Consider the following 21,620-nt stretch of genomic DNA (forward strand, 5'->3'; position numbering starts at 1 on the left):
TGCGGTCCTTCCCACCGGGCGCAGGAGTTCGCCTGCGCTCCATCGACCGAGAGGACGTCAGAAACCCGTGACCACCAACCCGTTGGCACGACGCACCCTGCTGAGGACGGCCGCCGCGGGGGCCGCCGCCCTCCCCGCCGCCGCCCTGCCCGCCCACGCCGCGGCCACCGCACCCGCGGCGGACCCGGCCCGGACCGGCACCGCGACCGCGTTCACCTGGCTCGGCAACTCCGGCTGGCGGATCGAGGGTTCCGGACGGACGGTGCTCCTCGACCCGTACCTCACCCGGTACGACACCGGACTGTTCCCCACGACCAGCCGCAAGCCCGCCTTCGACCCGGCGACCGAACTCACCGTCGACACCGCCCTCGTCGAGCAGCACGCCGGCCGAGCGGACCTGATCCTCGTCACCCACGCCCACTGGGACCACGTCAACGACGTGCCGCACATCGCCCGGACCACCGGCGCGACCGTCATGGGCACCCAGACGACCTGCCACCTGCTGGCGGCGATGGGCGTCGACCGGGCGAAGCTCGTCCCCGTCAAGGGCGGTGAGGTGCTCGACTTCGACGGCTTCACCGTGGAGACCGTCGGCAGCCTGCACAGCCGCAACGCCAAGCACACCTACTTCGCGCCCGGCACCCTCACCGCCCCTCCCGCCCGGGCCCCGCTGACCATCGGCGACCTGCCCGAGGGCGACACGCTCGCCTTCCAGATCCGTTTCGGCGACGGCCCCTCCGCCTTCCTCACGGGCGCCAGCGACTTCGTCGAACGCCACGTCACCGGCCTGCGGCCCGACATCGCCATGGTGGCCGTGCCCAGCCGCACCGGCACCACCCACGCGTACGCCTCGCGGCTGCTGAACGCCCTCGGACGGCCCCGCACGGTCGTGCCCGTGCACTGGGACAACTTCGAGACCCCGATCGGCGAACCCGCCCTGGCCGACGACTCCATGGACCTCGACGGCGTCGTCGCCGAGGCCCGCCGGCTCGTCCCGGGCGGCCGGGTGATCGTGCCCGAGCACCTGCAGACGCTGCAGTTCGGCGGCTGAGCCCGCCGGGCGGCCGGAGCCGCTCGGCGGCAACACCCCCGGCCCCGGCCGCCGGGCGTGGAACCGCCACGGGCCCTGCTCCGTCGAAGCCCCGGCGCGGCGGCGGAAACCGCGGCGCCGACCCGGACGAAGGAGGGCGAATCCCCTCCGGCCATCGCGACAAAAGGCACCGGATACAGAGGACGGAGACAAACACGCCACACACAGAGGACGGAGACAAAACAATTCCAGAACGACATTCCCTCCTATAGTGATAACGGCATTGATTCGTCAACGATGGACACTTAGGCTGCAGGCACCAGGGGGGAAATGACCTGCCGTCGGGCCACGTCGCCCGCAGTCCGCCGATGCCTGCCGCACCGGTGGCCGGCAGGCCGTTCCGGCTTGGAAAGAATCCATGATCCGGAAGGTGGAATTCCGTGCGGAAAAATGGCCGCCTCGGCCTGCTCGCAGCACTCGTGACCGTCGCCGGAGTCGGCGTCCAGACAGCACCCCAGGCCGCCCACGCGACCTACTGGTCCGGAGGCATGCCCTCCGCGAGCTTCAGCATCCGGACCTTCTCCTACAACAGCACCTGGCAGACCCCGCTGACGGCGGCCATCAGCAACTGGAACGGCACGCCCACACCCGCGGCCATCGGCACGCTCTCCAACTCGCCGAACACGCTCAGCGTCACCTCGTACGCGGACACCTGGTACGGGCTCTACACCAGCACCGGGTCCCGCAACAGCAGCCGCACGTTCAGCATCAAGCTCAACACGACGACGATCGTCCGCGACGCGACCAACTGGAACAACATGGTGACCCGCGTATTCGGCCACGAACTGGGCCACGGACTCAGCCTCGTCGACAATCCGTCGACATCGGCGGCATCGATCATGAAATACGAGTCGTGGAACACGCTGGTCAAGCCGACCACCTACGACATCGACGACGTCAACGCCATCTACTAGGAATCGGGGAAAGCGTTGAAAAGGCTCATTCTCCCACTGCTCTGCGCAGGTGCTCTCGCCCTCGGTGGCACGGCGTGCTCGTCGGGCGACAAGCAGTCGTCCGCGATCACCGAGGTGGCCTACCACGCCGCGTACCCCTCCTTCACGTCGAGCAGTGAGCTGTTCGGGAAGGCCGACCTCGTGATCGAGGCGGTCGCCCTTCCCGGCAGCGAGGTGCGCAACCTGACACCGAACATCCCGAAGGGCGACGACCCCAGGCTCAACCCGGCCGCGGGCACCGGGACGAACGGCACCGCCACGGACAAGCCGCTCGTGGTGACGGTCGTCGGCGTCACGGTCGGCAAGGTCTACAAGGGCGCCGTGAAGGCGGGCGACCGCGTCGAGATCAAGCAGTTGGGCGGTCTCCTCGGCACCACCCGGTACACCTCGGACGACAAGCAGCTGACACCCGGGCAGTCGTACCTGCTGTACCTGACGACCTTCCCGGACGCACCGGCCTCGATGATCACGCCGCTGCAGGGCCAGTACGCCCTGCAGCCCGCCGGATCGCCCGAGCCGCTCGGCGGCAACACCCTGACGCCGAGCGTCAAGGAGTTGGAGGGTCTCGCGGCCGCCGCGCGGTAGGACGGCTCGTCGCCGCCGACCGCGAAACCCGCGGGTAACGGTGCGGCAATCCGCCCGCACCGCAGGGCTCCCGGGCGTACGGACTGTACGCAACGGGGTGCGGCGGTGCGGGCGGTACGTCCGTTGCCGGGGCCGTGGCGGCGGGTCGAGATTGTGGATATGACGACAGCCCCCACCACTGCCCCCGGCGCCGCCGCGGAGGTCACCGCCTACGGCGCCCACGTGCTCGCGGTCGAACCCACCGGCGCCGAGCCCGTTCCCGAACCGGCCCGGCACGGCAGCCCGTTGGGGCTGCTCTGGACGTGGCTCTCGCCCAACATGGAGTTCGCCACGATCTACATCGGGGTGATCTCGGTGCTGTTCTTCGGCCTGGGCTTCTGGACGGCCACCGCCGCCCTGCTGCTCGGCACCGCGCTCGGCTCGCTCACGCACGGCGTGCTGAGTGCGTACGGCCCTCGGTTCGGCGTGCCGCAGATGGTCGCCGGACGGGTCGCGTTCGGACGCTGGGGCAACGCACTGCCGGCGGCGCTCAACGCGGCCGGGGCGGGCCTGGGCTGGTTCGCCGTCAACAGCGTGTCGGGCGCGTTCGCCCTCGCGAGCCTGACCGGCTGGCCGACCCTGCTGTGCCTGGTGCTGGTCGTCCTGGCGCAGGTGGCGGTGGCCTACCTCGGGCACAACTTCGTGCACCGCTTCGAGCAGTACGCCCTGCCGGTGCTCACCGTGGTGTTCCTGGCGGCGTCGGCGGTGATGCTCGGCAAGGCCCACCTCGGCGGCTCGGCGTCCACCGCGGGCAGCGCCGGCGGTTTCCTGCTCGCGTTCAGCACCGCCTTCGGCTACGCGGCGGGCTGGAACCCGTTCGCCTCCGACTACACCCGCTACCTGCCGTCCGACGCCACCCGCTGGAAGGTCGCGCTGTACCCGGCGCTCGGCGTCTTCGCCGGCGTATCGCTGCTCGCCGTCGTCGGGGCCGCCTCCGCGACCGTGGCCACCGGCGAGAAGAACCCGACGGCGGCCTTCACCGGCCACCTGCCGGGCTGGCTGGGCGACCTGACCCTCCTCGCGATCATGCTCGGCGCCGTCTCCGCCAACGCCATCAACATCTACTCCGCCGGCATGTCCTTCGTCTCCCTCGGTCTGCGCAGGCTGCCGCGCGGCCCCGTCGCCGCGGTGATCGGCGTGCTCGGCTTCCTCGTCGCCTGGACGGGACTCGACGACGCCGGCCACTCCTACGAGGCGTTCCTGCTGGTCATCGCCTACTGGGTGGCCCCCTGGCTGGCCGTGGTGCTGACCGACCAGTGGCTGCGGCACCGCGCCGGTACGAGCGACGCCGACACCTCGGCCCGGATGGCGGACAGCGGCTACGAGGTGTGGGCGGGCCCGGTCGCCATGCTGGTGGGCACCGTCGTGTCGGTGCTGCTCTTCTCCAACCAGGAGGACTTCAGCGGCTACCTCGTCCGCGCGGAACCCGCGATCGGCGACCTCACCTGCGTCGCCGGGTTCGTGCTCACGGCCGCGCTGTACGCGGCACTGCGCCGGGTGCCGGGACTCGCGCCGACCCGCTGAGCGGGCGGCGCGGGCGGCACGGTGCGCCGCGCCGTCGGACGGTCCGCGGCTCCGGCCTGCAGCAGCCGGTGCGCGCAGGCGGCGAGCAGTAGTTCGGCCTGCAGCTCGGGGTCGGCGACCGCGAGCCCGAGCAGCCGCTCGATCCGCTCCAGCCGCTGGTACAGCGACTGCCGGCCGATGTGCAGCAGTCCGGCGGTGCGGGTCGGCGAGCAGCCGTTGCGCAGGTGCACCTCCAGCGTCCGGACGAGGTCGCTCGGGTGCCGGGACTCCCAGGCCAGCAGTGGCCCGAGGGCGTCCTCGGCGAGCCGCGTCCAGCGCTCGCGCCCGCCCGACCGGGAGAGTTCGCGCTCCAGGGCGAAGGCCCGGGCGGTGGCGACGTACGGCTCGTCCGGACCGGGGCGGCGCGGCTCGGCGGGCGGCACGGTGACGGCGAGTTCGAGGGTGGCGGCCGCCTCCCGCAGGCTCTCGCCGCACCGCTGCCAGCCGGCACCGGCCGGTACGGCGGACCCAAGGCCCACCACGGCGCCGGGCGGCGCGACCGCCTCCAGCGCGGCCCGCACGGCCCGCACGGGGTCGGGCGAGGCCGGGACGGCCAGCAGCGCGAGCAGCCCGCCGTCGAGTTCGGCCGCCATGGCCGCGCCGCCGACCCGGCCCGGCTCGGGGGCCGCCACCCGCCCCGGAGCCGTGGTGGGCAGGCCGCGGGCGGCGAGCCCCAGCAGCCGGTGGCCCTCCGGCACGCGGAAGCCGGCGAGTTCGGCCCGGGCCCCCGCCTCCGCGTGGCCGATCGGCACACCGTCCAGCAGGTCGGCGAGCAGGGCGCGCGCCTGGTCGGCACCGCCCGGCACGGTGTGCGGGGAGTCCCGGAAGCGGCGGGTGGCTCGCGCGGCCAGCGACAGCGACACGATCGCGGTGTTGACCACCTCGGCGATCCGGACGAACGGCACGACCCGGCGCAGCGCCACCAGCGGCAGGCCCAGCCGCTCGGCCTCGGCGGTCACCGCCTCCGGCATCTCCGGCAGGGCGCGGCCGATCTCGACGAAGAGCGCCGCCGCGGCCCGCGAGGCGAGCTCGCGGACGTACGCGCGCTGCCGGTCGGCGGACGCCCGCGCCAGGCCGTAGCCGTTGGTCAGGAGCAGTTCGCCCCCGTAGAGGAAGTTGCAGCCCTCGTAGACCTCGCTGGAGTGCACCCAGCGGACGGGCCGGTCGAGGGAGGTGCGGCCCGCCAGCAGGAGCGGGGAGGCCGGGCCGAGGACGTCGAGGGCGAGGATCTCGCGGACGGTGAGAACGGGCATGTCGATCTCCCGGCAGGTCTGGTGCGGCTGAGGGTGGGCGGTGCGGTGGCGCTGGAAGCAGGACGGGGGAGAGGAAAACCTGGCGCGTCGGTCCGAGGGATGCGGCGCCAGGGAGGGTACGCAGCATTCGTTGCCGTGGTGTTTCGCAGACGGAGGTGGAGACGGTGGATCTCGGACACATGCTCGCGGTCGCGGTCGAGGAGGCCCGGGCCGGGCTCGCGGAGGGCGGGGTGCCGATCGGCGCCGCACTCTTCGACGAACACGGCGAACTCCTCGGACGCGGCCACAACCGCCGCGTACAGGACGGCGATCCGTCGATGCACGCGGAGACGGCGGCCTTCCGGGCCGCCGGACGGCTGCGCGGCTACGGGCGCACCACCATGGTGACGACCCTGTCACCGTGCTGGTACTGCTCGGGCCTGGTACGGCAGTTCGGGATCGGCCGGGTGGTGATCGGCGAGGCCCGCACCTTCAGCGGCGGCCACGACTGGCTGGCCGAGCACGGCGTCGGCATCACGGTCGTCGACGACCCCGTCTGCGTGCGGTTGATGACGGACTTCATCGCAGCCCGACCGGAGCTGTGGTTCGAGGACATCGGCGAATAGGAGCAGACGCATGGCAGAGGTACGCATTCCCACCGTCGACCTCGGCGCGTGGACCACCGGGACGGACGCCGAACGCGCCCGCATCGCCCGCAGCGTCGACGAGGCCCTCGGCCGGGCCGGCTTCCTGCTGATCACCGGCCACGGTGTGACGGAGGACGAACGCGCCGAGGTCAGGGCCACCGCCCGCGCCTTCTTCGCCCTGCCCGACGCGGTCAAGCGGCGCTACGCCGTCCCCGTCGGCGGCCGCGGCTGGCTCGGCCCCGGCGCCGAGGCCAACGGCTACTCCGAAGGCACCGAGACACCCCCCGACCTCAAGGAGTCGTGGACCGCCGGCGCCGAGAACGCCACCGGCGACGCCGAACTCGACGCGTTCTGGTTCCGGCGCAACGTCTGGCCCGACACCGACGCCCCCGGCCTGCAACGACTCGTCGAGGCGTACATGGCACGCATGCGGACCATCGCCGACGAGACCCTGCGCCTGCTCGCCGCCGCCCTCGGCCGCCCCGAGGACTTCTTCACCCGCCACACCGGCGCCCCGACCTTCACCTGCAACATCAACTGGTACCCGGCGTCCGAGACCGTCGGCGACCCCCTGCCCGGCCAGTACCGGATCGGACCCCACACCGACTTCGGCACCGTCACCCTGCTCGACCGCCAGCAGGGCCGCGGCGGCCTCCAGGTCTGGACGGAGGAACAGGGCTGGGCCGACGCCCCGTACGACCCCGCCGCGCTCACCGTCAACATCGGCGACCTGATGGCCCGCTGGACCGGCGACCGGTGGCGCTCCGGCCGGCACCGGGTGCTGCCGCCCTCCCCCGACGCCCCCGACGAGGAGCTCGTGTCGCTCGTGTACTTCTACGAGTGCGACCCGCACACGACGGTCGCCCCGCTCCCCGCCCCGCTCGGACGCGTCGCCCACGACCCCGTCGACTCCACCGACTACCTGCGGGCCAAACTCGACGCCATCACCGTCGGCTGAACCCGCCCCCGACACACCCGTGCCCGCCGGCGGTGATCCGCCGGCGGGCACGGGCACTCCTACGGAACGGCGTCAGCCGCGGACCTCCGTCACGGCGGCGCCCAGCGCCTCCTTGATACGGGGACCGAGCCGGGCGAAGCCCAGCTCCTTCATCGCGGCACGCAGCAGCTCGTCGTCACTGCGGGTGGTGCCGTCACCGTCCAGCCAGCCCACCAGCGCGGCCAGCTCGGCAGGGGTGTACGCGGTGACCGCCTTGCCCGCGACGACCTTCGGCTTCGCCGGCCGACGGGCGGCAGCCGGAGCGGCGGCGGGAGCGGCGGCGGGCGCCTCCTCGACGACGGGCTCGGCGACGACCTCGGCCACGGGCTCGGGCTCGACGACCGGCTCGGGCTCGACGACCGGCTCGACGACGGCCACGGGCTCGGCCTCGACGGCCACGGGCTCAGCCTCGACGGCCTCGGCCTCGGCGACGGGCTCGACCTCAGCCACGGGCTCGGCAACCGGCTCGGCCTCGGCGACGGGCTCGGCAACCGGCTCGACCTCGACGACCGGCTCGACCTCAGCCACAGGCTCGGCCTCGACGACCGGCTCGGCAACCGGCTCGACCTCAACGGCCTCCTCGACGACGGGCTCGGCCTCAGCCACGGTCTCCTCGACAACCGGCTCGACCTCAGCCACAGGCTCGGCCTCGACGACCGGCTCGACCTCAGCGATGGGCTCGGCAACCGGCTCGACCTCAGCCACAGGCTCGGCCTCAACGACGGGCTCGACCTCAGCCACGGTCTCGACGACCGGCTCAGCCTCGACGACCGGCTCGACCTCAGTGGCAGCCTCCGTCTCGACCTCCGCCTCGGCCTCCGTGGTCTGCTCGCCGCTCTCGCGCGGGCCTGCGGCGAGCGCCTGGCGGGCGGCCTCCTCGGCCTCGGTGGTGTCCTCGGCGGCGGCGGTGCGGCGGTCGTACGCGGCGAGTGCCGCTTCGCGGTCTGCCTGACGCTCCGTCAGCTCGTCCAGGAGCCCGTCCAGGCCCTGGGCGGCGAGGGCGGTGCGCAGGGAGGCGAGGGCCGGGAGGCGGTAGAGGGTGCCCTCGTCGGCGGCGAGCCGGTCGACGAGGTCGGCGAGGTCGGCGAGCTGGAGCTGCTCGGGGTCCTGGCCGGGGAGGAGGCGACCGAGGGCGCGGACGGCGGTGCCGAGCGCGTCGATGGCCTGGGCGGTCTCGGCGAGCAGGGCGCCGTCGGCGGGTACCGCGGGGCTGCCGTTGCCGGTGGCGAGGGCGGCCCAGTCGGTACGGGCGGCGGCTGCGGCGACGAGGGCGGCGTGCAGCTCGACGCGGTTGGGCTTCTTGCCGGTGACGAGGCCGCGGGCCTCGGCGCGCAGGGCGCGGCGCTTGCTCCAGGAGAGCTTGACGCCCTGCTCGGCGCGCCAGCGGCGGCTGCCGGTGGCGGCGGTGAGGGAGTCGAGGTCGGCGCCGAAGGCTCCGGCGCCGAGGGTCGATCCGGCGGTGTGGACGCGCTGCAGGACGTCGAGCAGGGTGCCGAGGCCGAGCAGGGTGTCGGGGACGTCGAGTTCGGCCTTGGCGGCGATGCCGGTGACGGCTGCGCCGACGGCGCGGATCTCCAGGCTGCGGAGTTCGGCGAGCACCGTCGAGGCTCCGCGGGCGTCCTCGGGGCCGGTGACGGTGTCGGTGGCGGCGAGCCACGGGTTGGCGTCGGCGGTGAGGCTGAATCCGCCCTGGTCTGCGTAGCGGCCGAGCTCCTCGCGGGTGTCCGGGCCGGCTTCGCCGTCCGGAGTGGCAGCCGGGGCCGGCACCGAGGCGTCGGCGTCGTTCAGGTAGCGCACTGTCATGTGGAAGTCCGGTTCCGTGGCGGGTGACGGGAGGGGGTTTGCGGAGAAGGCGCCTGGTGCGGCTCGGCGGGTTGCGGCGCGGAGGGCCAGAATACGGGTGCCCGTTCGACGTGCGCACGCACCGGGCGGGTTGTTGCGGAGCTGTGCCGTGTCACGGCCCGCGTCGCGGCGCCAGGTGGCGCACGTCGCTGAGCGTGACGGGCGGCAGGAAGTCGCGGAGCGGTTCGCGCCGCCACCATTCGCCGGTCGACCTGAGTCGGCGCCAACTGCTGTACCGGTAACGGTAGAGGCGGGCTCGGACACAGGCGGGCGGGGTGTCCGGGAAGGGGTTGCGGCGGAGCAGCCGGAGGGTGTCGGGGTCGTTGACGAGGAGCCGGGCGACGAACGGCGTGAACCAGGGCCGCGCGTAGGACGGTGAGATGGCGGCGAACCACATGAGCCAGTCGAGGCGGAGGTGGTACGGCGCGATCTGCCGCGGCATTCGACGGAGTTCGCCCGGTTTGCCCCGGAATTCGTAGGCGTGCCAGCGGGTGTCGGGTCCGGGCCGTTCGGTGTCGGTGCCTTCGAGGACGATCTCGTGCCGGATGCGGGTGACGGAGCCGAAGGCGCCGTAGCTGTTGACGAGGTGGAGCCGGTCGAAGGAGCGGTTCATCACCTGGCGGCGGGAGAGGAGGTTGCGGGCGGGGCGGACGCCGAGGGCGAGGATGCCGGCCGTGGCGGCGAGCACGAGCACCTCGTACCAGAGCGGGGCGCCGGCGGGGCGGGGGGTGGCGGGCAGCGGGAGCAGCCGGTCGGCGGTGCGGGCGTCGACGACGGTGAGGGTGAGGGCGATGGTGAGCCAGTTCAGCCAGGCGAAGTTGCCGGAGAGCACGAGCCAGAGCTGGGTGAGGGCCATCAGGGCGGCGGCGGTGCTCGCGGCCGGCTGCGGGAGGAAGAGGGCGAACGGGACGAGCAGCTGGACGACGTGGTTGGCGGCCGCCTCGACCCGGTGGAGCGGGCGGGGCAGGTGGTGGAAGAACCAGCTGAGGGGTCCGGGCATCGGCTGGGTCTCGTGATGGTGGTAGAGGCAGGTGAGGTCGCGCCAGCAGGGGTCGCCCCGCCACTTGATCATCCCGGCGCCGAACTCGACGCGGAAGAGCAGCCAGCGCAGCAGCCAGAGCACGGTGACGGGCGGGGCGACGGTGCCGTTGCCGAGGAGCGCGGCGAGGGTGCCGGCTTCCAGCAGGAGCGACTCCCAGCCGAAGGCGTACCAGGTCTGGCCGACGTTGACGACGGAGAGGTAGAGCGCCCAGAGCACCGCCCAGGCGAGCATGGCGGCCCACAGCGGGAGGGCGTCGCCGGCGCCGGCGGCCAGGGCGGCGGCGAGGGCCGCTCCCGTCCAGGCGGTGGCGGCGAAGGTGCGGTCGTCGTAGTGGAGGTGGAAGAGGCTCGGCGAGCGGCGGAACGGCACGGTGGCGGTGAAGCGGGGCACGGGTGTCATGCCGTGCTCGCCGATCAGGGCGCGGAACTGCCGGGCTGCGGCGACGAAGCCGAGGGTGTAGAGGAGGGCGAGCAGCCGCTGGAAGACCTCACGGGCGAGCCAGTACTCGGGTGCTGCGAACCACTCCACCGCGTGTGCTCTCCCGGGGTCGGGGCCGTCGGCGCTCGGACGGTCCATGACTACCACCGCCGGGGCACCCGGACGGCCGAGGGGGGACGCCCGGCCCGTGACTTCATCCGGAAGGCGCAGGCCCGGCGACGGCTCCCGCCGGGCGGCCCGGATGTGGTGTCATACGAACGTTCAGTAGCGAACCAGGGAGACACACATGACATCGGCTTCGCACCGGCCCGCCAGGGAGCCCGCCGCCACCCCCGCCGTCACCCCCGCCACCTCGGTCGACGCCGCGCCGGCAGACGCCGCGCCCGCCCCGGCCGGTGCCGCCGGTCCGGGCGGCGCCGGTGCCCGGCCGCGGATCACGGGCGCCGTGTGGGGCGCCCTCGCCGTGGTCTACGTGGTGTGGGGGTCGACCTACCTGGCGATCCGGGTGGTGGTGGAGACCATGCCGCCGTTCCTCTCCGCGGCGGCGCGGTTCGTGGCGGCCGGTGTGCTGCTGGCCGGGCTGCTGGCGTGGCGGCAGGGGCCGGCCGCGCTGCGGGTGGCGCCGCGGGAGCTGGCCTCGGCGGCACTGGTCGGCGCGCTGCTGCTGGTCGGCGGGAACGGCATGGTGGTGCTGGCGGAGCGGTCGGTGCCGTCCGGGCTGGCCGCGCTGATGGTGGCGAGCGTGCCGCTGTGGGTCGTGGTGGTGCGCCGGGCGACGGGGGTGCGGACGTCGGGGGCGACGCTCGGGGGCGTGCTGGTCGGGCTGCTGGGCCTGGTGGTGCTGAGCGCGCCGGGCATCACCGGCGACGTCCGGCCGGCGGGCCTGGTGGCGCTGGTGACGGGGGCGCTGCTGTGGGCGTGCGGCTCGGTGCTGGCCGGCCGGCTGCCGATGCCGGCGAATCCGCTGGCGGCGAGCGCGTACGAGATGCTCGCGGGCGGTGCGGGCGCGCTGGTGCTGGCGTGCGTCCGGCAGGAACCGCGGGGCTTCGATCCGGGGGCGGTCTCGGCGTCGTCCTGGGCGGGGCTGGCGTACCTCGTCGTGTTCGGCTCGATCGTGGCGTTCAGCGCGTACGCGTGGCTGCTGCAGCGCGCACCGCTGCCGCTGGTGGCGACGTACGCGTACGTCAACCCGGTGGTGGCGGTGCTGCTCGGGTGGCTGGTGCTCTCCGAGGCGCTGACCTGGCCCATCGTACTCGGCGGCGGGATCGTGGTCGCCGGGGTGGGCCTGGTGGTGCGCACCGAGCGGTGACCGCGGCGCGGCATGCCGGTCAGGGAAGCCGAGTTGAGAAGTTGTCGGTCGAACTTGGTTGTGCACGGTCACACCGCGATCTTGAATTCAACAAGATAACAATGTGATCGAGAAGTCTGCGTAAATGTTTTACTTGTTGACGGGCGCTGTGTGTTACGGATTGACTTCCTGATCGCCGCACGTCGCGGCGCTGTCAGGGAGGCACCACCCACCATGAACGCATTGACGCGTCGCATCCTCGCCGGCACGGCTGCTGTGTCGGCGGCGCTGTCACTGGCCGCTTGCGGCTCGTCCACCGACGCGGGCTCCTCCTCCGGGAACAAGACCATCGGTCTGCTGCTCCCGGAGAAGTCCTCGTCCACGCGCTACGAGAGCTTCGACAAGCCGCTGATCGAGGCCTCGGTGGCGGCCCTGTGCACCCGGTGCACCGTCGACTACGCCAACGCCGACGGCGACGAGGCCGCGCAGAAGGAGCAGTTCGACGCGCTCCTCGCGAAGGGCGTGAAGGTGATCCTGCTCGACCCGGTCAACTCGAGCGCCACCGCGCCGTGGGTCGCAGCCGCCGCCAAGAAGGGCACCAAGGTCATCGCGTACGACCGGCTGGCCGCCGGAAACGTCGCCGCCTACATATCCTTCGACAACGAACGTACCGGCGAACTGCAGGGCCAGGCCCTCCTGGACGCCCTCGGCAACAAGGCGTCGAGCGCCAACGTCGTCATGATCAACGGCGCCGGCTCCGACCCGAACGCCGGGCAGTTCAAGAAGGGCGCGCACAAGGTCCTCGACGAGAAGGTCAAGCGGATCGTCTACGAGCAGAGCGGCGAATGGCGCCCGGAGCTCGCGGCGACCAAGGTCAACGAGGCCATCTCGCACTTCGGCAAGTCCGGCATCCAGGCCGTCTACTCGGCCAACGACGGCATGGCCACCTCCGTCATCGCCGCCCTCAAGGCGGCCGGCATGAAGGTGCCGGTCGGCGGCCAGGACGCCACGCTCGACGCCATCCAGCGCATCCTCGCCGGCGACCAGGCCTACACGATCTACAAGCCGTACAAGCCCGAGGCCGACGCCGCCGCCACCATGGCCGTCTACCTGGTCAAGGGCCTCGACATCACCTCGGTCGCGAGCGCCATGACCGAGAGCAACGGCCTGCAGATCCCCTCGATGCTGCTCAGCCCGATCGTCGTGACCAAGGAGAAGGTCGCCACGACGGTCATCGCGGGCAACCTCTACAAGGCCTCCGAGGTCTGCACCCCCGAGTTCGTCGAGGCGTGCACGGCGAACGGCATCACGGTCAACTGAGACCGCTCCCCCCGCCGACGGCCGCCCACCCCGGCCGTCGGCCCCCGCCCGGCCCGCCCGCCCCGGCGGCCGGGCGGGCCCGCTCCACCCGCCGCCGCCCGGCGGGCCCGCCTCAGCCGCGCGCCCGCTGGGTGGCCGCGATGCAGGCCAGCACCGCCAGCGCCGCCACCGGCGCCGCCGGCGAGAGCCGCTCCCCCAGCACCAGCACCGCCCAGCCCAGCGTGAGCAGCGGCTGCGCGAGCTGCAGCTGGCTGGCCTTCGGCACGCCGATGCGGGCCATCCCCCGGTACCAGACCACGAAGCCGCCGACCTGCGAGACGGCGGCCGTGTAGGCGAGGCCGGCGAGCGCCCGCGGCCCCACGTGCACCGGTTCGGCGGCGAGCGCCACCCACGCGGTCAGCGCCGACACGGGCAGCGCCGCCACCACCGCCCAGGCGATCACCAGCCGGCCCGGCATCACGCGGGCCAGCCGGCCGCCCTCCGCGTACCCCGCGGCGCACACCAGGAGCGCGGCGAGCAGGTAGACGTCGGCGCGGCCGACCGCGCCGCCGCTCTGCTGCACGGTGAACGCGCCCACCGCCGCCGCGCCGGCCAGCGCTGCCCACCAGAACGTGCGGGACGGCCGCGCCCCGGTGCGCAGCGCGGCGAAGACCGCCGTCGCGAGCGGCAGCAGCCCGATCACCACCGCCGAGTGCGCGGTCGAGGAGGTCTGCAGGGCCAGGGTGGTCAGCAGCGGGAAGCCCACCACGCAGCCGGCCGCCACGGTCAGCAGGCCCGGCCAGGAGCGGCGGTCCGGGAGCGGGGCGCGGGCCGCCAGCAGCACCGCGGCGGCGACCGCGGCCGCCAGGACGCCGCGCAGGCCGGCGGCCGTCCACGGGCCGAAGCCGGTCAGGGCCCACGCGGTGGCGGGGAAGCTGAAGGAGAAGCAGAGGACGCCCAGGGCCGCGAGGGCGGTGCCGCCGACCGCTACCGGGCGGGAGAGGATAGCGCTATCGTGTGCCGTCATGCACGAGCGTAGCAGTGAGGCCGATCTCGCCAGCATCCTCCGCCAGGATCTGGACCGCTACCCGGTCGGCGGCCGCCTGCCGTCGAGCCGGGCGCTGATGGAACGCCACCGGGTGAGCCCGGTGACCGTCGCCCGGGCGATCGCCCTGCTCGCCGCCGACGGCCTCGTCGTGTCGCGGCCGGGCGCCGGGGTCTTCCGTGCGGCGCCGCAGCCCGCCGTCCCGGCCGCAGGCGACACCAGCTGGCAGGAGGTCGCGCTGAGCGCCGAGGCCGGCGTGCCCCCGGCCCGCTCCGCCGACGCCACCGGCGTGTTCGGCGCGCTCGCCCTGCAGCCCGCCGAGGTCGTCGACCTCAACGGCGGCTACCTGCACCCCTCGCTCCAGCCCGAACGCGCCCTGTCCGCCGCCCTCGCCCGTGCCGGCCGCCGTCCCGGCGCCTGGAGCCGCCCGCCACTGGAGGGCCTGCCGGAGCTCCGCGCCTGGTTCGCCCGCGACATCGGCGGCACGATCGGCGCCGCCGACGTGCTGGTGACCGCCGGCGGCCAGAGCGCCCTCACCACCGCGCTGCGCTCGCTCGCCGCCCCCGGCGCCCCCGTGCTCGTCGAGTCGCCCACCTACCCCGGCCTGCTGGCCGTCGCCCGGGCCGCCGGGCTGCGGCCCGTACCCGTGCCGGTGGACGCCGCCGGCCTGCGCACCGACCTGCTCGCCGACGCCTTCGCGGCCACCGGGGCCCGGGTGCTGGCCTGCCAGCCGCTCTTCCAGAACCCGACCGGTGCGGTGCTCTCCCCCGCACGCCGGGCCGAGGTGCTGCGCATCGCCCGCGCGGCCGGGGCGTTCGTCGTCGAGGACGACTTCGCCCGGCGCCTCGTGCACGCCGACGCGGCGCCCCCGCCGCCGCCGCTGGCGGCCGACGATCCGGACGGCGTCGTGGTGCACGTGCGCTCGCTGACCAAGCCGACCTCGCCGAACCTCCGGGTCGCCGCCCTCGCCGCCCGCGGCCCGGCCCTCGAACGGCTCCGCGCCGTGCAGGCCGTCGACAGCTTCTTCGTGCCCCGCCCGCTCCAGGAGGCCGCCCTCGAACTCGTCGGCGCCCCCGCCTGGGCCCACCACCTGCGTGCGCTCTCCGGTGCCCTCCAGGACCGCCGCCGCGCCCTCGCCGGCACCCTGCGGCGGCTCCGTCCCGAACTGCTGCCCGCGACGCTCCCCGCGGGCGGGCAGCACCTCTGGCTGCGCCTCCCGGACGGCACCGATCCGCACGCGGTGGCGGCGGCCGCCCTGCGTGCCGGCGTCGCGGTCACCCCCGGCCGGGCCTACTTCACCGCCGAGCCGCCCGCCCCGCACCTGCGGGTGGGCTTCGGCGCCGCGGAGGGCACCGACCGGCTCGTCGTGGCCGCCGAACGGCTCGCCGCCGCCCTCGCCGGGACGGTCTGAGGCACCCGGTCCGGCCCCGCCGCGGCCGGATCGCCGGGCGGCGCGGCGAACGTGACGAAACATCAACGATGCCGGACGAAGATCGCGGCGCCGCCGGCCCGCACGGCAGGATGGCGGCATGTCCACCGCCACCGGGCCCGTTCCCGCCCTGCCGACCCAGCCCGCCCCCGGCCCCCCGCGGGCCGAGGAGGCGCCCGGCGGTGCACCGGAGGACGGGCCCGACACCGGCGGCCACATGATCGTCTGCGGCCAGGACACCCTCGCCTACCGGCTGGCCGTCGAACTGACCACGCTCTACGGGCGGCCGGTCACCGTCGTGGTGCGCTCCCTGCGCGAGGGCCACGGCCCGCAGATCGCCGCCCTCGCCGCCGAGCGGCGCCTGCCCGTCCGCGTGGTGGAGGCCCCCGAGGCCACCACCGCCGTCCTCGTGGAGGCCGGGGTGCGGCAGGCCGCCGCGCTCGCCCTCACCGGCTCCGACGACCAGGCCAACGTGCAGGCCGCACTCCGCGCCCGCCGGCTCAACCCCGGCGTGCGCCTGGTGCTGCGGGTCTACAACCGGCGGCTCGGCGAGCGCGTCGGACAGCTGCTCGACCGGGCCGCGGCCGCCCGCAGCGCACCCGGCACCCCCGGCGCCGAGGCCTCCACCACCGTGCTCTCCACCTCGGCGACCGCCGCCCCCGCCCTGGTCTCCGCCGCCGTCTCCGGCCACCCCGCCGTGGTGCACGTGGACGGCCGGCTGCTGCGCGCCGCCGAACTCGCCCCGGGCGGCCGCGCCCAGGGCACCGAGCTGGCCACCCTCGCCCACCTGCCCGGCACCGACCGCACCCGGCCCGCCGTGCTGCTGCCCGGACCGGACGACGCACCGGGCGACGGCGGCCGCCGCCTCGTGCTCGAACTCCTCGGCCACCCCGAGGAGAACCGCCGGCGCCGACGGCTGCCCGGCCTGTCCGGCCTCCCGCTGGCCGCCCTCTTCTCGCCCCGGCTGCGGATCGCCCTGGGCTCGCTGGCCGCCCTGCTCGCCGTCTTCGCGGGGCTCACCTCGGCGCTCACCGGCGAGAACCCGCTGCACACCGCCTACCTCGCCGTGCTCGACGTCATCGCCATCGCCGACCCGGCCACCGCCGACACCCCCGCGCGCAAGGTCCTGCAGATCCTCACCGCCCTGAGCGGCCTGCTGCTGATGCCGCTGCTCACCGCACTCGCGCTGGAGGCGCTCGGCACCTTCCGGGCCGCCTCGGCGCTCCGCAGGCCGCCTCGCGGCATCTCCGGGCACGTCGTCGTGCTCGGCCTCGGCCGGGTCGGCGGCCGCGTGCTCGACCGGCTGCGCGAACTCGACCTGCCCGTGGTCTGCGTCGAGAGCGACCCGACCGCCCGCGGAGTCGCCCGGGCGCGCGCGTACGGCGTGCCCGTGGTGCTCGGCGACGCCACCCAGGAAGGCGTGCTGGAGGCCGCCAAGGTCGGCCGGGCCCGGGCCATGCTCGCCCTCACCAGCAACGACTCCACCAACCTGGAGGCGGCGCTGTCGGCCCGCGAGTGCAACCCCGACCTGCGCGTGGTCATGGGCCTGTTCGACGACGACTTCGCCGGCGACGTCTACCGGGCGCTCCGCGACTCCTACCCGCACGCCGAGACTCGCAGCCACAGCGTCTCGTTCCTCTCCGCGCCGGCCTTCGCCACCGCGATGATGGGCCGGCAGGTGCTCGGGGCGATCGCCGTCGGCCGGCAGGTGCTGCTCGTCGCGGCCGTCGACGTCGGCGACCACCCGGAGCTCGTCGGGCGCACCGTCGCCGCGGCGCAGCGCCCCGGCGCCTGGCAGGTGCTGGCGCTGGACACCGTCTCGCCGGACGAGCGCTCCCGCGACCTGGCGTTCCCGTACACCGTCCGTCCGGAGCTGCGCTGGAACCCGCCCGCCGACCGGGTGCTCAGCGCGGGCGACCTGGTGGTGGTCGCCGCGACGAGGGAGGGCCTCGGCCGGCTGCTGCGCGACGGCTGAGACGCGGCCCGGCCCGCGCCGCCGTACGCGTCGGGCCCGGCCCGCCGGGTCACCCCTCGGCGGGCCGGGCCCGACGGGCCGGGGTCAGCCCTGCTGGACCGTCCAGAACTCGTCCCAGCTCAGCTGGCCGTCCTTGCTGGTGTCGGCCTTGGCGATGAGCGCCTGGGCCATCGGGACGGTGACGTACGGGTCGCCCATCTCGGCCATGACCCTGGAGTACTCCTCGGGCGTGATGTAGCCGTCGCCGTTCACGTCGAAGCGGTCGAACGACGCCTTGGCCTTGTCGATTTCCATCTGGGAGCTGCTCCTTCTGGGTGATGCGATGACGCCCGTACGATACCGGCGCCGGGTCCCGGCCAGCAGCCCCGGGCATCCCGCCGCCGTCCGATGGACCCCCGGGCGCCGCCCGGCGAGACTGGGGACGTGCCCGAACTCCCTGAGGTGCAGGCGCTCGCCGAGCGCATGACGGAGGCCTGCGCGGGCCGCGCGGTGGAACGCCTCGACGTGCTCTCCGTACAGGTCCTGAAGACCTTCGACCCGCCGCCGCAGGCCCTGCACGGCCGCGGCGTCACCGGTGTCGGCCGGCACGGCAAGTTCCTCGACCTCGCCACCGGCGACGGCCCGCACCTGGTGATGCACCTCGCCCGCGCCGGGTGGGTGCACCGGCGGGCGTCGTTCCCGGCGAAGCCGCCGGGCCGGCGCGGGCCGCTCGCCCTGCGGCTCGTCCTCGACGACGGCTCCGGCTTCGACGTCACCGAGCAGGGCACCACCAAGCGGCTGGCCGCATACGTCGTCGCCGACCCCGCGCGGGTGCCCGGCGTCGCCCGTCTCGGCCCGGACGCCCTGGCCCTCACCCCGGAGCGGCTGGCCGCCCTGGCCGCCGGTGCCCGGCAGCGGCTGAAGACCTTCCTCACCGACCAGGCCGCGCTCGCCGGTGTCGGCAACGCCTACTCCGACGAGATCCTGCACCGGGCCCGCCTCTCGCCGTACGCGCTCGCCGCCTCGCTCGGCGAGGAGCAGCTCACCGCCCTGCACGCGGCGGTGCGGGCGGTGCTCGGCGAGGCCCTGGAGCACGCCCGGGCCGTCCCCGCGGACGGGCTGAAGACGGAGAAGCGGGCCGGCCTCGCGGTGCACGGGCGGGCCGGCGAGACCTGCCCGGTCTGCGGCGACACCGTGCGGTCGGTGAACTTCGCCGACTCCTCGCTGCAGTACTGCCCGACCTGCCAGACGGGCGGGCGCACCCTGGCCGACCGCAGGCTCTCCCGCCTGCTCACGTGACCGCGCGACCCGGGCGAGGCGCCCGGACGGCTCAGCGGGCCGTCGTCTCGCCGATCCAGCCGAGCGCCGCGACCTGGATGCCCGCCTGGAACCGGCTGCGGGCGTCCATCCGCACCATGAGGTCGGCCATCATGCGGCGCACCGTGCGCAGCGAGACGCCCAGCCGCTGGCCGGCCCGCTCGTCGGTGAGCCCCTCGGCGAGCAGCCGCAGGAGCTCGCGCTCCTGCGCGGTCAGTCCGTGCGGGCCGCGCGTCACCCCCTCGCCGAGCGGCCTGGCCTGCTCCCACACCTGCTCGAAGAGCGCGCGCAGGGCGGCGATCACCCCGGGGCTGCGCAGCAGGACGGCGCCCTTGCGCGCGTCCTCCGGGTCGATCGGGACGATGGCGGTGGCGTTGTCGACGAGGATCATGCGCAGCGGCAGGGTCGGAACGGTGCGGACGGCGCCGCCGAGCCCGTGCAGCCAGCGGGCGTACTGCACCGTGGCGGGGTCGTTGCGGACGCTGTCCTGGTAGACGGTGCGCATCCGGACGCCGCGCTCCAGGGTCTGCTGGTCGAGGGTGCGGCTGGCCTCCATGACCTGCGGCGGCTGCGGGCCGCCGGGGGCGAAGGAGAGCACCTCGGCGGCGGCGTCGGACGCCAGCTGGACGAGCCGGTCGCGCACCTCGTCGAGGTTGCTGATGAGCTCGATGCCGGGCTGGTTCGCGGGCGCGTGGACGCTGGCGTACTCGGCGATCAGGCCGGCCATCGCGGCCCGGCTGCGCTCGATCTCCTGCTGGCGCCGGACGGCCTCGGCCTCCTGGCGGGCGAGTAACGTGGCGAGGCCGAGTTCGGGGTTGACGGCGCGCCAGCGGTCCGAGGAGCCGGTCGGCCGGGTAAGGGCGAGGTCGGCGAGGCGGTCGAGCGCCGCCCGGACGTCGGCCTCGGCGGACTCCAGGCGCTCGGCGATGCCGCCGGTGTCGAGCTCGGGGTGCAGGAGCATCGTCCGGTAGACCGCTTCCCCGAACGGGTCGAGACCGATCGGCGGGATCCCGCTCACCAGCACGTCACCAGCAGTGCGGACACCATCACACCCTCCTGTGACCGGAGTTGACCGGCGGATCCGACAGGGCGTGAGCATATCGTCACTCGCCCGAAGGTAGAACACTTTTGCGGACAAGCGAGGCGGTCCCGTGGATGAACGGTGAAGGACGCGCCCCTGTCGCGCGCCGCCCACCGTAACGGACCGCGGATCGCCGGGGAACCGGGTGGCATGTTGGTGCCTGGCGCTGATCTGACACCGGCCCCCGGCACCGGGCGCGTTGTCGATCCGTCAGGCTGGTCACGTGTATGCGATCCGTGTCCGCCTGCAGGCGCGGGGCGGTCGCCCGCTCCGCCCCCCGGCGGCGCCCGCCGTGCGGGCCGGCCTGGAGCGCGGGCTCCGGGCGCCCGCCCGGATCGGCCACGCCCGCATCCGGCAGAGCGCCGGCGAGCTCGACGCCGTGGTGTTCGTCGCGGCCCGCTCCCTGCTGGAGGCCGAGGACGGGCTCCGCGACGCCTGCGGCGAACTCACCGGCGAGGGCGGCACGCTGAGCGGCTGGGAACTGCACACCTGCGAGGCCGACACCTGGATCGCCCTCGGCCTGCACGGACTGCCCACCCGGCCCTGACCGCATCCGCCGGCCGCACCGCGGCCCGCCCCCGCGCGGCGCGGCGCGATGACCGAGCTGGCCTCAGGGTGTCACGGCACTCTGGTGCCAGCTCCGCGTACTGACACGGACCACCCCCGGCCGCCACTCTCATGGTGTCGGCGGAAACGACCGGCCGGACGACCGGGACAGCAGCCCCCACGGGGCCCGGGCACCGGTCGGCGCCACCGCCACGGCACACCACAGGCCCCGGAAGCAGCCCGGGGCGCAGCCGAACGCGAGAGGATCGGGCATCCCCATGTCGCAGAAGGTCCGTTTCATCACGATTGTCGCTCTTGGTCTCGGTGTTCTGACCGGCGTCGCCGCCACCGCGCAGACGGGCAGCACCGGGCCGGCAACCGTCCTGACGGCCGACGGCGCCCCCACCACCGCGCCGACCGCGCCCGGCACCCCCGCCCCGGCCTCCACCGCCACCCCGCTGCCCCCGCTGCCCACCGGCCACCAGGACACCTGGGGCTGGGGCTGAACCGGCCCGCGGACCTCCGAGCCCCCACCGAGACGTCGACGCCACCGAGGTAGCCGGATGACCACCGTCCTGGAAAGCCCGCTGCGCCCCGCGGCCACGGCCGCCGACGGCGCCACCGCCGCCGTACGCGTCCTGCTCGCCGACGGACACCACCTGTTCCGCTCCGGCCTCGGCGCCCTGCTCGACCGGGAGAGCGACCTCGCCGTGGTCGCCGAGTCGCCCACCGCCGAGGAGGCCGCCGCCGAGGCCGCCCGCACCCGGCCCGCCGTCGTCGTCCTCGACCCCGACCTGCCCGGGCCGGGCGGGCCCGCCGCCGCGGCCCTCATCCGGGACCGGGCCCCGGCCGCCGCCGTCCTCCTGCTCACCGGGCAGCCGCGCACCGCCGACCTGCAGCGGGCCGTCGCCGACGGCGTGCCGGGCGTGCTGCTCAAGGACGTGCCGCCGGCCGCCCTCATCGCGGCCGTCCGCGAACTCGCCCGCGGCGGACGGGTGTACGACCCGCGGCTGGTCGTCGACGTGGTGCGCAGCGGCGGCGTGCCGCTCACCCCGCGCGAGCTCACCGTGCTCGGGCACGTCGCCGACGGCTCCAGCATCAACGAGGTCGCGGCGGCCCTGTCGCTCTCCCCCGGCACGGTGCGCAACTACGTGTCGGCGGCCATCGCCAAGACCCGCGCCCGCAACCGCTGCGACGCCATACGCATCGCCCGCGAGCGCGGCTGGCTCTGAC

At 74.7% G+C, this 21,620-nt stretch carries 20 protein-coding genes; 14 read left to right on the forward strand and 6 right to left on the reverse strand.

What is annotated here, in order from left to right; all coding sequences use genetic code 11:
* Window positions 1-67: 67 nt before the first annotated feature.
* The 4 genes from OG335_RS10670 (at window position 68) to OG335_RS10685 (ending at window position 4,191) form a co-directional block, all read left to right on the forward strand.
* Window positions 68-1,051, forward strand: coding sequence for an MBL fold metallo-hydrolase (locus tag OG335_RS10670; RefSeq protein ID WP_405010830.1), 984 nt, complete (start codon window positions 68-70; stop codon window positions 1,049-1,051).
* A 419-nt stretch (window positions 1,052-1,470) separates the two neighbouring features.
* Window positions 1,471-2,004, forward strand: coding sequence for a hypothetical protein (locus OG335_RS10675; protein ID WP_405010831.1), 534 nt, complete (start codon window positions 1,471-1,473; stop codon window positions 2,002-2,004).
* A gap of 15 nt (window positions 2,005-2,019) precedes the next feature.
* Window positions 2,020-2,628: a hypothetical protein gene (locus tag OG335_RS10680; RefSeq protein WP_405010832.1), complete on the forward strand. Its 609-nt coding sequence runs from the start codon at window positions 2,020-2,022 to the stop codon at window positions 2,626-2,628.
* A gap of 159 nt (window positions 2,629-2,787) precedes the next feature.
* A complete protein-coding gene (locus OG335_RS10685) occupies window positions 2,788-4,191 on the forward strand; it encodes a purine-cytosine permease family protein (RefSeq protein WP_405010833.1) in 1,404 nt (467 codons plus the stop codon).
* On the opposite strand, the gene OG335_RS10690 is transcribed toward OG335_RS10685, so the two are convergent.
* Entirely contained in the window at window positions 4,074-5,483 is a 1,410-nt protein-coding gene (locus OG335_RS10690; RefSeq protein WP_405010834.1) for a PucR family transcriptional regulator, read from the reverse strand. The genes OG335_RS10685 and OG335_RS10690 overlap by 118 nt on opposite strands.
* A 179-nt stretch (window positions 5,484-5,662) precedes the next feature.
* On the opposite strand from OG335_RS10690, the gene OG335_RS10695 reads away from it, so the two are divergent.
* Both OG335_RS10695 and OG335_RS10700 read left to right on the forward strand, forming a co-directional pair.
* On the forward strand, window positions 5,663-6,088 hold the full coding sequence (locus OG335_RS10695; protein WP_405015353.1) for a nucleoside deaminase: 426 nt from the start codon (window positions 5,663-5,665) through the stop codon (window positions 6,086-6,088).
* Window positions 6,089-6,098: 10 nt separating this feature from the next.
* Window positions 6,099-7,067 (forward strand): isopenicillin N synthase family dioxygenase, encoded by a 969-nt coding sequence (locus OG335_RS10700; RefSeq protein ID WP_405010835.1) that lies wholly within the window; start codon window positions 6,099-6,101, stop codon window positions 7,065-7,067.
* A gap of 72 nt (window positions 7,068-7,139) precedes the next feature.
* On the opposite strand, the gene OG335_RS10705 is transcribed toward OG335_RS10700, so the two are convergent.
* Together OG335_RS10705 and OG335_RS10710 are read right to left on the reverse strand one after the other, a co-directional pair.
* A complete protein-coding gene (locus tag OG335_RS10705) occupies window positions 7,140-8,909 on the reverse strand; it encodes a hypothetical protein (protein ID WP_405010836.1) in 1,770 nt (589 codons plus the stop codon).
* Between the two features lie 151 nt (window positions 8,910-9,060).
* A complete protein-coding gene (locus OG335_RS10710) occupies window positions 9,061-10,518 on the reverse strand; it encodes a lipase maturation factor family protein (RefSeq protein WP_405015354.1) in 1,458 nt (485 codons plus the stop codon).
* Window positions 10,519-10,714: 196 nt separating this feature from the next.
* Between OG335_RS10710 and OG335_RS10715 the strand changes: the two genes are divergently transcribed.
* Window positions 10,715-11,737 carry an EamA family transporter gene (locus OG335_RS10715; protein WP_405010837.1) on the forward strand — a complete coding sequence of 341 codons (1,023 nt, stop codon included), beginning with the start codon at window positions 10,715-10,717 and terminating at the stop codon, window positions 11,735-11,737.
* 213 nt (window positions 11,738-11,950) lie between these two features.
* Entirely contained in the window at window positions 11,951-13,036 is a 1,086-nt protein-coding gene (locus OG335_RS10720; protein ID WP_405010838.1) for a sugar ABC transporter substrate-binding protein, read from the forward strand.
* A 112-nt stretch (window positions 13,037-13,148) separates the two neighbouring features.
* On the opposite strand, the gene OG335_RS10725 is transcribed toward OG335_RS10720, so the two are convergent.
* Window positions 13,149-14,042, reverse strand: a complete 894-nt coding sequence (locus tag OG335_RS10725) for a DMT family transporter (RefSeq protein WP_405010839.1) — start codon at window positions 14,040-14,042, stop codon at window positions 13,149-13,151.
* Here OG335_RS10725 and OG335_RS10730 point away from each other — a divergent pair.
* Both OG335_RS10730 and OG335_RS10735 read left to right on the forward strand, forming a co-directional pair.
* Window positions 14,041-15,471, forward strand: coding sequence for a PLP-dependent aminotransferase family protein (locus OG335_RS10730; RefSeq protein ID WP_405010840.1), 1,431 nt, complete (start codon window positions 14,041-14,043; stop codon window positions 15,469-15,471). The genes OG335_RS10725 and OG335_RS10730 overlap by 2 nt on opposite strands.
* A gap of 118 nt (window positions 15,472-15,589) precedes the next feature.
* A complete protein-coding gene (locus tag OG335_RS10735; RefSeq protein WP_405010841.1) occupies window positions 15,590-17,464 on the forward strand; it encodes an NAD-binding protein in 1,875 nt (624 codons plus the stop codon).
* A gap of 84 nt (window positions 17,465-17,548) precedes the next feature.
* On the opposite strand, the gene OG335_RS10740 is transcribed toward OG335_RS10735, so the two are convergent.
* Entirely contained in the window at window positions 17,549-17,758 is a 210-nt protein-coding gene (locus OG335_RS10740) for an EF-hand domain-containing protein (RefSeq protein WP_405010842.1), read from the reverse strand.
* A gap of 129 nt (window positions 17,759-17,887) precedes the next feature.
* On the opposite strand from OG335_RS10740, the gene OG335_RS10745 reads away from it, so the two are divergent.
* Entirely contained in the window at window positions 17,888-18,742 is an 855-nt protein-coding gene (locus OG335_RS10745) for a DNA-formamidopyrimidine glycosylase family protein (RefSeq protein WP_405010843.1), read from the forward strand.
* Window positions 18,743-18,773: 31 nt separating this feature from the next.
* Here OG335_RS10745 and OG335_RS10750 read toward each other — a convergent pair whose 3' ends face one another.
* Window positions 18,774-19,778: a LuxR C-terminal-related transcriptional regulator gene (locus OG335_RS10750; protein WP_405010844.1), complete on the reverse strand. Its 1,005-nt coding sequence runs from the start codon at window positions 19,776-19,778 to the stop codon at window positions 18,774-18,776.
* 286 nt (window positions 19,779-20,064) lie between these two features.
* On the opposite strand from OG335_RS10750, the gene OG335_RS10755 reads away from it, so the two are divergent.
* From OG335_RS10755 to OG335_RS10765, 3 genes are all read left to right on the forward strand, one after another.
* Window positions 20,065-20,388 carry a hypothetical protein gene (locus tag OG335_RS10755; protein WP_405010845.1) on the forward strand — a complete coding sequence of 108 codons (324 nt, stop codon included), beginning with the start codon at window positions 20,065-20,067 and terminating at the stop codon, window positions 20,386-20,388.
* A 277-nt stretch (window positions 20,389-20,665) separates the two neighbouring features.
* Complete coding sequence (locus tag OG335_RS10760) at window positions 20,666-20,893, forward strand: hypothetical protein (protein ID WP_405010846.1); 228 nt, start codon at window positions 20,666-20,668, stop codon at window positions 20,891-20,893.
* Between the two features lie 57 nt (window positions 20,894-20,950).
* Window positions 20,951-21,619 (forward strand): response regulator transcription factor, encoded by a 669-nt coding sequence (locus OG335_RS10765; protein WP_405010847.1) that lies wholly within the window; start codon window positions 20,951-20,953, stop codon window positions 21,617-21,619.
* The last annotated feature ends 1 nt before the right edge of the window (window position 21,620 follow it).

Origin of the sequence: Kitasatospora sp. NBC_01539 (assembly GCF_045040525.1) — a bacterium.
Classification (GTDB): Bacteria; Actinomycetota; Actinomycetes; order Streptomycetales; family Streptomycetaceae; genus Kitasatospora.